Source organism: Aeromicrobium sp. (assembly GCF_049587115.1).
GTDB lineage: Bacteria > Actinomycetota > Actinomycetes > Propionibacteriales > Nocardioidaceae > Aeromicrobium.
Window position 1 is genome coordinate 1 of sequence record NZ_JBAVDI010000128.1, and the last position, 14,617, is coordinate 14,617.

12 protein-coding genes are annotated in these 14,617 nt (G+C 66.9%); 9 read left to right on the top strand and 3 right to left on the bottom strand.

Going from position 1 to position 14,617, the window contains the following annotated elements; all coding sequences use genetic code 11:
• Positions 1-174: 174 nt before the first annotated feature.
• Genes WB461_RS11685 through WB461_RS11695 form a run of 3 tightly spaced genes read left to right on the top strand, consistent with a single transcriptional unit; the run spans position 175 to position 3,162 of the window.
• Positions 175-1,053 (top strand): decaprenyl-phosphate phosphoribosyltransferase, encoded by an 879-nt coding sequence (locus WB461_RS11685; protein ID WP_423852902.1) that lies wholly within the window; start codon positions 175-177, stop codon positions 1,051-1,053.
• Positions 1,050-2,399, top strand: coding sequence for an FAD-binding protein (locus WB461_RS11690; protein WP_423852903.1), 1,350 nt, complete (start codon positions 1,050-1,052; stop codon positions 2,397-2,399). Before WB461_RS11685 ends, WB461_RS11690 begins: the two co-directional genes overlap by 4 nt.
• Before the next feature lie 10 nt (positions 2,400-2,409).
• On the top strand, positions 2,410-3,162 hold the full coding sequence (locus tag WB461_RS11695) for a decaprenylphospho-beta-D-erythro-pentofuranosid-2-ulose 2-reductase (protein ID WP_423852904.1): 753 nt from the start codon (positions 2,410-2,412) through the stop codon (positions 3,160-3,162).
• On the opposite strand, the gene WB461_RS11700 is transcribed toward WB461_RS11695, so the two are convergent.
• Positions 3,112-4,830 (bottom strand): hypothetical protein, encoded by a 1,719-nt coding sequence (locus WB461_RS11700; RefSeq protein WP_423852905.1) that lies wholly within the window; start codon positions 4,828-4,830, stop codon positions 3,112-3,114. The genes WB461_RS11695 and WB461_RS11700 overlap by 51 nt on opposite strands.
• 56 nt (positions 4,831-4,886) lie before the next feature.
• On the opposite strand from WB461_RS11700, the gene WB461_RS11705 reads away from it, so the two are divergent.
• Positions 4,887-6,092 (top strand): polysaccharide biosynthesis protein, encoded by a 1,206-nt coding sequence (locus tag WB461_RS11705; protein ID WP_423852906.1) that lies wholly within the window; start codon positions 4,887-4,889, stop codon positions 6,090-6,092.
• A 20-nt stretch (positions 6,093-6,112) separates the two neighbouring features.
• Here the strand turns inward: WB461_RS11705 and polA are convergent, their stop codons facing one another.
• Both polA and WB461_RS11715 read right to left on the bottom strand, forming a co-directional pair.
• Complete coding sequence (polA, locus tag WB461_RS11710) at positions 6,113-8,782, bottom strand: DNA polymerase I (RefSeq protein WP_423852907.1); 2,670 nt, start codon at positions 8,780-8,782, stop codon at positions 6,113-6,115.
• Between the two features lie 46 nt (positions 8,783-8,828).
• The gene (locus WB461_RS11715) at positions 8,829-9,440 is read right to left on the bottom strand and encodes an N-acetyltransferase family protein (protein ID WP_423852908.1); all 612 of its coding nucleotides are present in this window, start codon (positions 9,438-9,440) and stop codon (positions 8,829-8,831) included.
• A gap of 120 nt (positions 9,441-9,560) precedes the next feature.
• Between WB461_RS11715 and WB461_RS11720 the strand changes: the two genes are divergently transcribed.
• The 5 genes from WB461_RS11720 (at position 9,561) to WB461_RS11740 (ending at position 14,491) form a co-directional block, all read left to right on the top strand.
• Positions 9,561-10,307, top strand: a complete 747-nt coding sequence (locus WB461_RS11720) for a DUF554 domain-containing protein (RefSeq protein ID WP_423852909.1) — start codon at positions 9,561-9,563, stop codon at positions 10,305-10,307.
• A gap of 131 nt (positions 10,308-10,438) precedes the next feature.
• Positions 10,439-11,812, top strand: a complete 1,374-nt coding sequence (locus WB461_RS11725) for an ABC transporter permease subunit (protein ID WP_423852910.1) — start codon at positions 10,439-10,441, stop codon at positions 11,810-11,812.
• A gap of 9 nt (positions 11,813-11,821) precedes the next feature.
• Complete coding sequence (locus tag WB461_RS11730) at positions 11,822-12,817, top strand: branched-chain amino acid ABC transporter permease (protein WP_423852911.1); 996 nt, start codon at positions 11,822-11,824, stop codon at positions 12,815-12,817.
• Entirely contained in the window at positions 12,807-13,715 is a 909-nt protein-coding gene (locus tag WB461_RS11735) for an ABC transporter ATP-binding protein (RefSeq protein WP_423852912.1), read from the top strand. The genes WB461_RS11730 and WB461_RS11735 overlap by 11 nt, the downstream gene beginning before the upstream one ends.
• The gene (locus WB461_RS11740) at positions 13,712-14,491 is read left to right on the top strand and encodes an ABC transporter ATP-binding protein (RefSeq protein ID WP_423852913.1); all 780 of its coding nucleotides are present in this window, start codon (positions 13,712-13,714) and stop codon (positions 14,489-14,491) included. Before WB461_RS11735 ends, WB461_RS11740 begins: the two co-directional genes overlap by 4 nt.
• Positions 14,492-14,617: the final 126 nt, after the last annotated feature.

Below are 14,617 nucleotides of genomic sequence, written 5' to 3' on the forward strand. Positions count from 1 at the left end.
CAGTTGCTCCGGCCAGACCAAGTCCTGCGATGAAAGCGACGATGCCGCCAGTAATTGTTCCCACGTTGAGTCCCTCCCTCAATACTCACCAAGGTTACCAGTGGCATGGGGTCAGAGCAGCATCGTCGGCGTCCAGGCCCGACTGGCCCCCCCGCGGCTAGGCTGAGTGGCACCATGAGCTCCCCCGTGCGTACCGCGTACGCCATCGCCCGTACGACGCGCCCCCGCCAGTGGACCAAGAACGTCCTGGTCGTCGCTGCCCCCCTGGCGGCCGGCGTCGAGTGGAACCGTGGCACGATCCTGGCGGTCGTCGGCAGCTTCTTCGCGTTCACCCTCGCGGCGTCCTCGATCTATCTGCTCAACGACGCAATCGATGCCGAGGACGACCGACGCCATCCTCGCAAACGATTGCGTCCCGTCGCCGCTGGAGAACTCGGCACCCGAACAGCGGTTCTCGCCTCGGTGGTCTGTGCGGTGTTGGCCATGAGTCTCGGCTGGCTCGTCGACCGCGATCTGGCCATGACACTCGCGGTGTACCTCGTGATCCAGATCCTCTACGTCGTCTGGCTCAAGGAGCAACCGGTCATCGACCTGTCCATCGTGGCCGCCGGGTTCCTGCTGCGGGCGATAGCCGGAGGAGTCGCGGTCGACGTGCCGCTGTCCCAGTGGTTCCTCCTGGTCGCGTCCTTCGGCTCCCTGTTCATGGTGGCCGGCAAACGCTACTCCGAGCTGCGCAGCGTGGGATCGGGTGCCGGCACACGCCGGACGCTCGAGGTCTACTCCGAGTCGTATCTTCGATTTGTCTGGAGCCTGGCTGCGGCGATCACGATCACCGCCTACAGCCTGTGGGCGTTCGAGATCTCCGATGGCAGCGGCATCAACTGGCAGGCCGTGTCGATCGCTCCGTTCGTGATGGGACTTCTGCGATATGCCGTCGACGTCGACCACGGGCTGGCCGGCGAGCCGGAGGAGGCCGTGCTGCGCGACCCGGTCCTGCAGATCATCGGTCTGGCCTGGCTCGTGGTCTTTGCGGTCGGGGTCTACTCCTCATGACTGGGTCCATCCTGGCCGGGTGGGGCGGCACGAGTCGAACGGTGTCGGACGTCGAACGTCCGCTCGACCTCGCCGCGCTGCGCTCCCAGATCATCGGAGCGGGCCCCCGCGGCGTCATCACCCGTGGTCTGGGTCGCAGCTATGGCGACCCGGCCCAGAACGCCGGCGGCTCGGTCATCGATCTGACGAGCTGGTCCGGGATCCTCGCGCTCGACCCTGGGGCGCCGTCGGTGCGGGTCCAGGCTGGCGCGAGTCTCGACCAGCTCCTGCGCGAGCTGCTGCCTCACGGCCTGTGGCTCCCGGTCGTCCCGGGCACCCGACAGGTGACCATCGGCGGCGCCATCGCGGCCGATGTCCACGGCAAGAATCACCACGTCGACGGCAGCTTCGGCAATCACGTCCTGTCGCTGGACCTGATGCTCGCCTCGGGTGACGTCGTGACTTTGACACCTGGCGGCGAGGACGCTCCGCTGTTCTGGGCGACGATCGGGGGCATGGGCCTGACGGGCGTAGTGCTGGAGGCCACCATCGCGCTCAAGACCATCGAGACGTCGTACTTCGTCGTCGACACCGAGCGCACGCCCGATCTCGCCACCTTGCTCGACCGGCTGGTGAGCGGGGACGCGAACTACGACTACTCGGTCGCGTGGTTCGACACCGCGACGACGGGTTCATCGTTGGGACGCGCTGTCATCACGCGCGGCAACTCAGCGACCCTCGACGATCTCGACCCCGCGGAGCGGGCCGGCGCGTTGGACTTCGCGGGCCGGCAGGTCGGCCGGGTGCCGCTCGACCTGCCCGTCAGCATGGTCAATGGTCTGACCGCTCGTGCTTTCAATGCCCTCTGGTATGCCAAGGCCCCCCGGCATCGCATCGGCGAGGTGCAGGACATCACGCGGTTCTTTCATCCCCTCGACGTCGTCGGCCGGTGGAACCGGTTGTACGGACCGCATGGGTTCTGCCAGTACCAGTTCGTCGTGCCCGATGGTGAGGAGGCGGCGTTCACCACGGCGGTCGAGCACATCGCCGCTTCGGGTCACGTCTCGTCGCTGAACGTGCTCAAGCGATTCGGCCCTGGCAACGCCGGCCCCCTCTCGTTCCCGATCCCCGGCTGGACTCTCGCCGTCGACCTGCCGGTGCGAGCCGGACTCGATCAGCTGCTGTCCCACCTCGACGCGCTTGTCGCCACCGCCGGCGGGCGGGTCTATCTCGCCAAGGACTCGCGAATGTCCGCTGATGCGGTGCGCAGGATGTACCCCCGCCTCGAGGAGTTCCTGGCCCTGCGTCGGCGTGTCGACCCCGACGGCGTGTTCCGCTCCGACCTGTCCCGACGACTCGACCTGTGAGGCCTCACCCATGATCAACGCGCTCGGCATCCCCCAACACCTGCTCCTGCTCGGCGGCACCTCGGACATCGCGCTGGCGATCGCCGAGGCGTATGCCGGCCGCTCACCGGGGCTGCACGTCACCCTCGCGGCGCGGCCGGGGCCGCGCCGTGACGCTGCTGTCGTCCGGCTTGACGCTCTGGGTTGCCGTACCGACGCCGTCGACTTCGAGGCGACCGAGACCGCTACGCACTCCAGGGTCGTCGGAGGCATCTCGACCGACATCGACATCGCCGTGGTCGCATTCGGGCTGCTCGGCGACCCGGAAACGGCGTGGACCGACATCGACGTCGCTCGCGAGCTGGCCGAGGTCAACTACGTCGGCGCAGTGACCACTGGGGTCGCTCTCGGCGCCCGCATCAGGGCCCAGGGTCACGGGGTCGTCGTTGCGCTGTCCAGCGTCGCCGGTGAACGACCCCGCCGTTCCAACTTCGTCTACGGGTCCACCAAGGCTGGTATGGACGCGTTCTACACCGGGCTCGGCGAGGCCGTGCGCGAGCTGGGTGGCCGGGTGCTCGTCGTGCGACCGGGCTTCGTGCGATCCAGCATGACCGAAGGTCTGGACGCCGCACCACTGGCCACGACCCCCGAGGCCGTGGCCGAGGCCGTCGTCGATGCGGTGCGTGACGGCAAGGAGCAGATCTGGGTACCGGGCACGATGCGCATCGTGATGTCAGGACTCCGACACGTGCCGCGGTCGATCTTTCGACGACTTCCGATTTAGCCTGGCGACGCCGGACCGCACGAGATCGAGTCCGGCCAGCAGCAGCGCGAGACCGGCCACGAACCATGTTGCGATCATGATCTTGCGATCGGCTGCATCGATCGGCATCGGCCGCGCGCCAGCCACGGCGAACACTCGGAACTCGGTGCCTGCGACTCGATATTCGCGCAGGTCCTGGAACGGCTTCGCAGCCTGCTTCGCACCCGGCGCGTCCACCTCCAGCACCACCACCCCGATCCCCGCTCGGGCCAACCGGTTCGGGACGTCCTTGCGACTGGCAAGGATGCGACCGATGCGGTCCGCACGGGGATCCTCTCCCGAGATAGTGCGCCCCGAGACCACGAGGTCGTCATTGGTGACCGTGGTCCGGTCGAAGAATCGACCGGCCGGATCCAGGACCGGCACGTCATCGTTCCAGGTGGGTCGCCGGTAGGACGAGAACGGCAGCACCAGGACATCACCGGTCACCGAGGTCTTCGCGATGATGCGACGAGTGTCGGACCAAGACGCGGGATAGGTCGCCGGCTCCAGCCGACCCGCGACGCCCCATGCCAGGTCTGGCAGGGCGGCCAGCGGAACCAGCAGCGCGAGAACGAGCGTCGGGTACTCCCAGGCCGTGAATCTTGCGCGGTCGAACGCTGCTCCCACCCCGGCACCGAACGCGACGGCCTCCAACGGCAGCAGCAGAGCGAGCCACCGGGTCCCGTCTCGGACGATGCCGCCGCCGGGCACGTCCTCGATGATTCTCGCCACCAGGTCCGGCGCGAGCCAGCCGGCCAGCGCCACTGTCACACCGATCGCTCCGACGATCGCCAGCCCTGCCAGCAGCTGCCGGTCGTCCTGCCACAGCGTGACCAGTCCCCCGATCATGACCAGGGCGAGCAGGATGCCGATCAGGGCTGCGATCGGGAGCGTGCGGGACGTCGGAACGACCTCTGTGTTCCACACCCCGCCGAGGCTGAGTGCAGACCCGAGCCGGCCGAACCATCCCTCGGACTGGACGTCGAACAGCTGGACTGCGGTCGGGTCCGTACGGGCGATCGAGGCGTGCAGGAGACCCGCGACGATCCACGGCCCGTTCAGCACACCGGCCAGCACGCCCAGCCGCACCAGACCGTGCCGCCAGCCGACGGCCAGTACCGTGACGATGCCCATGACGCCGGTCGCGGGCGAGATCGCCGTCGCGGCCAGCGCCAGCGTCACCGCGGACCAGCGTGGCTCATCCTTGCCGCGAAGCGCTCCCAGAAGCCACACGATTCCTGCCAGCGCGACCAGGACGGGCCACTGCCCGAGGACCAGACGCTCGGCAACGTATGGGTTCCACACCGCGAACGTTGCAGCGGCCAGCTGTGCGATCACGACACGGTGCCGCACGAGGCGCGCAGCGCCCAGTGCGAGAAGGAACAAGGCGCCGAGCAGCAGCAGGCGCTGCACGAGCGCCGCCGGCAGTGCGGAACCGAGCAAAGCAACCACGGCATCGGACGGCACCGCTCGCGGCAGGCCCGAACCGAGCCCCCAGATCTCGGGACGGGTCAGGTCCAGGTGCGGAACCCAGACCATGTCGTACGACAGGAGATAGCCACCGCGCAACCACGGTAGTCCGATCGCGAGGACCAGCAGCGCCGACCAGGCAGGCACGACAACGTCGCGGAGATCGATCCTGCGCACTCGCCGCATCTTCGCCCCTGCTCCTGATCGGTCCCACCCACGGCTATTGTGCCGTGGTGAGGTCCACGCGCGCGACAATGACCGGTGGAACCCTCGTGGCGGCCGGAATGATGACGATGAACATCACGGTCTACGGGTTCAACGTCGTGTCGGCGCGCATCCTGGTTCCCCGTGAGTTCGGCGCCCTCACTGCCCTGTTTGGCATCCTGCTGGTCGGTGCCGTTGCATCGCTGGGCCTGCAGGCAGTGACCGCACGGCGACTGGCGGTCGATCCTGCCCATCGGGACGACATCATCAGCGCGACCGTGCGGGTCACGGTGCTCGTAGCGTCCTTCGTCGGACTCGTCGTGGCGGCCTCGACCGTCGTGCTGACGCCGGCGCTCAAGCTCGACAGCCACTGGCCCGTGATCCTGTGTGGAGCGACGCTCATCCCGTTGACCGTGATGGGCGCGGAGTGCGGCATCGCGCAGGGCACGTCGCGCTGGGGTGCGCTGACCGCGGTCTACATCGGCAACGGCGTCGGCCGCCTCACCGGCGGCTCGATCGCGCTGCTGATCTCGCCAACCGTCAACTCCGCAATGATCGGCATCGCGATCGGATCGTGGCTGCCTGCCCTTGCGGGCGCCCGACTGCTCGTCGGCCACGCCAGCGGCGTCCCGATCAGTCGCCGCCCCCTGCTGACCGAAGCGCTGTTCTCCACGCACGCCCTGCTCGCCTACTTCGTGCTCAGCAACATGGACTCGCTGATCGCCCGCAACCGCTTCGACGTCCACGAGAGCGGCTTGTACGCGTCGGGGTTGATCCTGGCCAAGGCCGCGCTGTTCTTCCCGCAGTTCATCAGCGTCGTGCTGTTCCCGGACCTGGCCCGCGCCACGACGCATCACGCCCGGCTGCGTGCGGTGTCGCTGGTCGCCGGATTCGGCTCCCTCGCGGTGCTCGCCACCGCCGCCTTGCCCCACCTCGCGTTGATCCTCGTCGGCGGCGACAAGTACGACGAGATCACCGGCCGACTGTGGTTGTTCGCCATTGCGGGCTCGGTCCTGGCGATCGTCCACCTGCTGGTCTTCGACGCCCTCGCCCGGCACGCGCACGGCATCGTCGTGATGATCTGGGCCGCGGTGGCCGCGGTGCTCGCCGTGGCGTACGGGCTCGGCGTCGGGATCACCGGGCTCGTGCTCACGATGGCGCTGGTGGCCGCCGCGCTCGCGACCGTGGTGTTCTTCTTCTCGCCGTCAGGTCGGCCCGCGAAGCACGTGGCCTGAGAGCAACGTCCGCGCTGCGCTCAGTGGCCGGCTTCGTGCCACGTGCGACCCACGCCGACCGACACGTCCAGCGGCACCGAGAGCTCGGCGGCCGACGCCATCTGGTCGCGGACCAGCTGCTCGACCTGCTCGCGCTCTGCCGCGACAACTTCGAGCACCAGCTCGTCGTGCACCTGCAGCAGCATGCGTGAGGTCAGGCCTGCTGCGTCCAGCGCCCGCTCCACGCCGAGCATCGCGACCTTGATGATGTCGGCAGCCGAGCCCTGGATCGGCGCGTTGAGTGCCATCCGCTCAGCCATCTCGCGACGTTGGCGATTGTCGCTCTGCAGGTCCGGCAGGTAGCGGCGGCGGCCCATGATGGTCTCGGTGAAGCCGGTCTGACGTGCCTCGTCGACCAGTCCACGAAGATAGTCGCGCACGCCGCCGAAGCGTTCGAAGTAGTCGTCCATCAACGCCTGCGCCTCCCCCGTGGTGATGCTGAGCTGCTGACTCAGGCCATACGACGACAGACCGTAGGCCAGGCCATAGTTCATCGCCTTGATCCGGGCCCGCAGCTCCCCATCGATGTCGCCCGGATCCTTGGAGAAGACCTTGGCCGCCATGACGGTGTGGAAGTCCTCGCCGGAGTTGAACGCCGCGATCAGATCGGCGTCCTCCGACAAGTGCGCCATGATGCGCATCTCGATCTGGCTGTAGTCCGCTGTCACGAGGGTGTCGAAGCCGTCGCCGACGCAGAACGCCTCCCGGATGCGCCGGCCCGATGCCGTGCGAATCGGGATGTTTTGCAGATTGGGGTCGTTGGAGCTCAAACGGCCGGTGGCAGCGATCGTCTGGGCGTATGTCGTGTGGATGCGGCCGTCGTCCGAGATCGACTTGCGCAGCCCCTCGACGGTCTGCCGAAGCCGCGTGACGTCGCGGTGGTCGAGCAGATGCTGCAGGAATGGGTGGCCGGTCTTGGTGTAGAGCTGCTGCAGCGCCTCGGCGTCGGTCGTGTAGCCCGTCTTGGTCTTCTTGGTCTTGGGCATGCCGAGCTCGTCGAACAGCACGACCTGAAGCTGTTTGGGCGAGCCGAGATTGATCTCCTTTCCGCCGATTGCCGCGAACGCCTCGGAGGCGGCATTCTGGGCGCGCGCGGCGAACTCGGACTCCAGCGCGATCAGGTGGTCGTCGTCGACGGCGATGCCGGTGCGCTCCATGCGCGCCAGCGTCGCAACGAGCGGCAGCTCGACATCGGCGATCAGGGCCGTGCCACTGGCCTGCTCGACCTCGTCGTCGAGGACGACAGCCAGGTCGAGCGCGGCGCGTGCCCGCAACATCCCGGACTCGGCGCCGATGCTGTCGGTGTCGAGCGTCAGCTGTCCAGAATTGTCCGACTCGTCCCGCAGCTCGCGCTTGAGGTAGCGCAGCGACAGATCTCCCAGGTCGTACGAACGCTGGTCAGGGCGCACGACGTACGCCGACAGGGCCGTGTCTGCTGCAACTCCACGCACCGGCCACCCCCGGGCCCGCAGGGCCAGGATCGGCCCCTTCGCGTCGTGCAGGACCTTGGGCCGATCGGGATCTGCCAGCCAGGCCGCGATCGCGATGTCGTCCTCGCTGGTGAGGTCGTCGACGCTGATCCAGGCCGCTGCTTCGTCCGAGGCAATCCCCAGGCCCACGACATCGCCTGTTCCGCGTCCCCAGGATCCCTGCACGTGCAGGCCCAGTCTGGAGCCGGCGAGCGAGTGGCTCTCGAGCCAGGCCGACACCCCACCGGGTGCCAGGGTCACGCCGTCGAGGTCGAAGCCATCCTCGGCCTGCGGCTCGACATCGCCGAACGCCTCGAACAGTCGGACCCGCAGGGCGTTGAACTCCAGTGCGTCGAACACCGCGTGGATCGCCTCGCGGTCCCAGACCGTGTCGAAAGCCAGGTCGGCCGGACCGGCAGGCAGATCGAGATCCCGAATCAGGGCGTTGATACGGCGGTTGCGGATGACGTCGTCCAGATGCGCCCGCATCGACTCGCCGGCCTTGCCGGGAATCTGGTCAACCTTGGCGATGATCTCGTCCAGTGAGCCGAACTGGCCCAGCCACTTGGCCGCGGTCTTGGGTCCGACCCCCGGCACGCCCGGCAGGTTGTCGCTGGTCTCACCGACCATTGCGGCGATGTCGGGATAGTTGACTGGCGGGACGCCATACTTCTCCTCGACCGCCGTCGGGGTCATTCTGGCAAGGTCCGACACGCCCTTGCGGGGGTACAGCACGGTGGTCTTGTCGGTGACGAGCTGCAGGGCATCGCGATCGCCAGTGCAGATCAGTACATCCATCCCAGCCGACTCCGCGCGGGTCGCCAAGGTGCCGATGATGTCGTCCGCCTCGAAACCGTCCTTCTCGAACGTCACGATGTGCAGCGCGTCGAGGATCTGCTTGATCAAGGGAATCTGCCCCGTGAACTCCGGCGGCGACTTGGACCGATTGCCCTTGTACTCGGGGTACTGCTCGAGTCGGAACGTCTGCCGTGAGACGTCGAAGGCGACCGCCACGTGCGTCGGCTTCTCGTCTCGCAGCACGTTGATCAGCATGGAAGTGAAGCCGAACACAGCGTTGGTGCTCTGGCCCGTCGTGGTCGAGAAGTTCTCGACGGGAAGGGCGAAGAAGGCGCGATAGGCGACGGAATGGCCGTCGATCAACAGGAGGCGGTCCACCCGCACGACTGTAGTCGGCGGGTCCGACGAACGGCCAAGGCGTCCGTTGGACTCAGGTGCGAGGCATGCTCCGTGCGTCGGTTCGACGGCGCAGCGTGCGTCGTACGGCGATGAGCCTGCCCGTGTCACGCGAGTTCGTGGCTTTGGTCGTGAGGCGCGAGCGCAGCTTGCTGGACTGGATCGCCCGGAGCACCGCGATCTGGTTGAACCCGATCTTGGTCAGGTAGCGGTGCGGCTCGCGGGAGTGCACCGGGATCGCCGCGACCACGATCTCGCAGTTGTGCTCCTCGCCGTAGCTCGCGGCGGCGGACAGCAGGGTCGACGCAACAGACCTGCGACGGAAGCGCGGCGACACCTGGATCTCGGTGACGATGAGGATGCGGGTCAGGTTGATCGGCGTGAGCGTCCCGATGTCGCACACCGTCGCGCCGACGATCTCACCCTCGATGAGCGCCACGATGATGCGCTTGTCTGGTCGTGCGAGATTGAGCTCGAGCGCTGAAGCGGCCTCGGCCACCCCGGGCTCACGCCACAGTGCCTGCTGGGTGAACGCCTCGGAGCCTTCGTCCCGACCGGCGCCGGCGCACTCGGCCCACAGCGTCACGAGGGCTTGTGCATCCTCGCGATCGGCGTCCCTCAGGACTATTGGCGGTCGACCCGACATGCGGTTCCTGTCTCCACTCCGGAACACTCCTCAGCACGGCGTCGAGGAGTCGAGGTGACACACTACGCGCTGGGCCTCGGGACGTGCCGTTGAATGCTCAATTGTCGAAGGAGACGTTACATGTTCGTCGGTTTCGGAACAGCCACGAACGTCGTGACGGTCGTCGCAGGATCCGGTCTGGGCCTGTTGATCGGTCATCGACTGAACCTACGCATCCGGACGACCGTGACGACGGCGCTGGGACTGGTGACGCTGCTGATCGCTGCCGATGCCGCCATGGCCGTCGGGGACCCGGCACTCGTCAAGGCGGTCGACCGGGGTGCCCCGATGCTGATCGTGCTGGGCTCCTTGGTGATCGGCGGCATCATCGGCTCCTGGTTCAGGCTGGAGGACCGGCTCGAGGAGTTCGGTGGGTGGCTGCAGGCGCGGCTCACCCGAGGAGACGTCGGCGAGGCGCGCCAGCGGTTCATCGAGGGATTCGTGATCAGCTCGCTCGTGTTCTGCATCGGACCGCTGACGATCCTCGGGTCGCTGAACGAGGGACTCGGCAACGGAGCCGACCAGCTGCTGCTGAAGTCGACTCTCGACGGCTTCGCAGCCCTCGCGTTCGCCGCGTCGTTCGGCCTGGGCGTGATGGCGTCGGCGATCTCGGTCGCGTTGATCCAGGGATCGCTGACCGTCGTCGGAGCGTTGGTCGGATCGTTCCTGCCCGACGCCCATCTCGCCTCGCTCACGGCCACGGGGGGCCTGATCCTGATCGGGGTCGCCGTCCGACTGCTGGATCTCAGACCCATCCACGTGGCTGATCTCCTACCAGCCCTCGCCGTCGCGCCGCTGCTGTGCCAGCTCGCGATCTTGCTGCACTGAACCTGTCCGAACAGATCGAAACCGAACTGTCACCTGCGGATCGTTTTTGATCCACCGGTGACTCCCGCTTGAGGTTATAGTCCACTGCAGGTCGAACCACCGTCGACCGTAAAACCTCGACAGGAGACTCTGTGCACCTGCGACCAGCGACGCTCATCATGGCGATCCTGGCCGGCTTGCTGGTGCTGGGCCCGGCCGCCGCCAACGCGGCGAAGACACCGACCCCCAGCCCAACCGCCGCCAGCAGCAGCCCGCCCGCCGCAGGCGCCGGGACACCCACGGCCAACCCGATCGTCAAGGGCCAGAACATCACGGTCACGCTCAGGAACCTCAACGGCGGCGAGGGCGAGCCCGAGCCTGTTCCGGGCGTGACGCTCACGGTGTTCAAGGACAACAAGTCCGGCGAAGCCCTCGGCACACAGGTGACCGACGAGATGGGTCGCATCAGCATCGGGATCCCGAGCAACGGAACATACGTCGTGGTGCTGGATCCCAAGACTCTTCCGGACGGTGTCAAGCTCAGCGGCAAGGCCGAGACCGACAAGACGGTCGCGGTCAAGCTCGCCTCCTCCAACTTCGTGCAGTACCAGATCGGCGCGATCATCGTCCAGAAGGCGTCGTTCTCCAGCAAGGTCGTCGCCGGCACCCGGGATGGCCTCCGGACCGGGCTGATCATCGCGCTGGCAGCGCTCGGCCTCTCGCTGATCTTCGGCACGACCGGGCTGACCAACTTCGCCCACGGCGACCTGGTCACCTTCGGTGGCATCGCGACCTACGTCTTCAACCGAGGCTTCGGCATGCCGGTCATTGTGGCCGGGATCCTGGCGGTGCTGCTGTCGGCCGCGTTCGGATGGGCGCAAGACCGCGGACTGTGGCGCCCGCTGCGCAACCGCGGCACGGGACTGATAGCAATGATGATCGTCTCGATCGGCTTCGCACTGCTGCTTCGCAGTCTCTTCCAGTACGGTTTCGGCGGCTCGACCCGCACCTTGTCGGAGTACGTCGCCCAGAGTCGGACCGTCTACGGCCCGGTTGGCCTGTCCGACAAGGAGATCGCGATCTTCGTCATCTCGATCATCACGCTGACGGTCACCTGCATCGCCCTGATGCGGACGCGGCTCGGCAAGGCCATGCGCGCGGTGTCCGACAACCCAGCGCTCTCGGCGTCGTCCGGCATGAGGGTCGACGGAGTGATCTCCTCGGTCTGGATTCTCGGCACGGCCCTGACCGGACTCTCGGGCGTCCTGCTCGCCGTGCAGGATCAGGTCAACTTCCAGATGGGCTTCAGGATCCTGCTCCTGATTTTCGCCGGCGTGACCCTCGGCGGTCTCGGCACCATCTGGGGCGCGCTCGTCGGCTCATTGATCATCGGCCTGATGGTCGAGCTGGGGCCGGTCTTCGGCGTCCCAGCCTCGATCAAGGAGGTCGGCGCCCTGGTGGTGCTGATCCTCATCCTGCTCGTCAGACCTCAAGGCATCCTCGGCAAAGCCCAGCGGATCGGATAGGGCCACAACATGGACTTCGGAACAATCCTCGATGCGGCGCTCTCACAGGCGCTCGGCCCGCAGGCAATCGTGTTCGCCCTCGCGGCGATCGGCCTGAACATTCACTTCGGCTACACGGGCCTGCTCAACTTCGGCCAGGCCGGCTTCATGGCCGTCGCCGCCTTCGGACTCGCGGTGACGGTCGTCACCTGGGACCTCCCGTTCTGGCTCGGCATCGTCGTCGGTCTGGTCGGGGCGGTGCTGCTCGGGCTCGTGCTGGGGGTGCCCACGTTGCGCCTGCGGGCCGACTATCTTGCGATCGTCACGATCGCCGCCGCGGAGATCTTGCGACTGGTGTTCGGCGCAGTGGAGTTCAAGGACACCTTCGGTGGCTCGAACGGCCTGAACGGGTTCGTGGGGCCGTACCAGAGCCTCAATCCCTACAACAAGGGCATGGACTTCCAGATCTTCTCGTTCAGTCGCAACGACCTGTGGTCGATCACGGTCGGCTGGACCCTGGTCGCCGTGGGCTGTTTGATCGTCTGGGCCCTGATGCGCAGCCCATGGGGTCGTGTGCTCAAGTCGATCCGCGAGGACGAGGACGCCGTCCGGTCGCTTGGCAAGAACGTGTTCGCCTACAAGATGCAGGCGCTGGTGCTCGGCGGTCTGTTCGGCGGCATCGCTGGCATCTTCCACATCCTCAAGCAGGGTTCGGCCGTGCCGACGGACTTCAACACCACCTTCACGTTCTACGCCTACGCCGCACTGCTGATCGGCGGTGCCGCCCGGGTGCTCGGCCCCGTCGTCGGCTCGATGCTGTTCTGGTTCCTGATCTCAGGCATCGGCTCGTTCTTCAGCCAGGCGACGAAGGGAAGCGATCCACTCCTCCCGGACTGGATCATGACCAACACCCAGGCCAGCCTCGTGCGATTCATCCTGCTCGGCCTGGGCCTCATGCTGCTGATGATCTACCGACCCCAGGGGATCTTCGGCGATCGAAGGGAGATTGCGATCGATGGCCGCTGAACTCAGTGACGCCCGCGCAGGACTCGCGGACGTATCCAACACGCCGGGGGCGCCCAAGCCCGATCCAATCGTCAAGGGCAGCGACATCGTCCGGACGTTCGGCGGCCTCAAGGCCGTCGACGTGGACCACATCGAGATCCAGCGCGGTGTCATCACAGCACTGATCGGCCCCAATGGGGCAGGCAAGACGACCCTGTTCAACCTGCTGACCGGATTCGACGAGCCGGACTCGGGCACGTGGGCGTTCAACGGCACCTCGCTGGGCAAGGTTCCGGCGTTCAAGGTTGCCCGGCTCGGCATGGTGCGTACATTCCAGCTGACCAAGGTGCTGTCCAAGCTCACCGTGATCCAGAACATGCTGCTGGGGGCCACGGGGCAGCGCGGAGAGAAGTTCTGGTCTGCGCCCTTCAAGTCCCTCTGGGGCGCCCAGGAGGATGCGAACACCAAGCGGGCCGATGATCTGCTGGCCCGCTTCAAGCTCGACGCCAAGCGCGAGGACTTCGCCGGATCGCTCTCCGGCGGTCAGCGCAAGCTGCTCGAGATGGCGCGTGCCCTCATGGTCGACCCGGAGCTGATCATGCTCGACGAGCCCATGGCCGGCGTCAACCCGGCGCTGAAGCAGTCCTTGCTGGGACACGTCAAGTCGCTGCGAGACGAGGGCCGTACCGTGCTGTTCGTCGAGCACGACATGGACATGGTCCGGGACATCTCGGACTGGGTCATCGTCATGGCGCAGGGCAAGATCGTGGCCGAGGGCACGCCGCAGGCTGTCATGGCCAATCCGGCTGTCATCGATGCCTACCTGGGCGCTCACCACGACACCGACATCAGCGAGGTCGACGCCGCGGAGCTCGACGCCGAGGCCGACGCCGAGCTCGACGAGGGGAAGCAGCGATGACCGAGACCGAGCAGAACACTGAGCGCGAGACACATCTGGCGCACGCCGACGGTGCGGTCCTGCGGGCCGACAACCTGATCGCCGGCTATCTGCCGGGAGTCAACATCCTCAACGGAGCCGATCTGTACTGTCAGCCCGGCGAGCTGGTTGGCATCATCGGCCCGAATGGCGCAGGAAAGTCAACCCTGCTCAAAGCCCTGTTCGGCCTGGTCAAGGTGCACACCGGGACCGTCATGCTCAAGGACCAGGACATCACCAACCAGCGAGCCGACCAGCTCGTCTCCAAGGGAATCGGCTTCGTTCCACAGAACGACAACGTGTTCCCCAGCCTCACCATCGAGGAGAATCTCGAGATGGGCTGCTATCAGGATCCCAAGCGATTCACCGAGCGCTTTGACTTCGTGACCGAGCTCTTTCCCCGTCTGGGCGAGCGACGCAAGCAGCGAGCCGGCCAGCTGTCCGGCGGTGAGCGTCAGATGGTCGCCATGGGACGAGCGCTCATGATGAACCCCTCCGTGCTGCTGCTCGACGAGCCCTCGGCCGGTCTGTCCCCCGTGCTCCAGGATGAGGTCTTCGTCCAGACCCGCAACATCAACAAGGCGGGCGTCTCGGTCATCATGGTCGAGCAGAATGCCCGTCGCTGCCTGCAGATCTGCGACCGGGGATACGTCCTGGACCAGGGCCGCAACGCATACTCCGGGACCGGCAAGTCGCTGGCCGACGACCCCAAGGTCATCCAGCTGTACCTCGGAACGCTTGGCCAGCACGACGACTGATCACACCACCCCACGAACGCCCGGTACCGACTCGGTACCGGGCGTTCCTGCTTAGGTGTGGGGCGCCTCGGGCCCGGCACCGTGCCCCGGTCACGCCAGTCGCGTCACGGGGACAGAGAAGGGCCC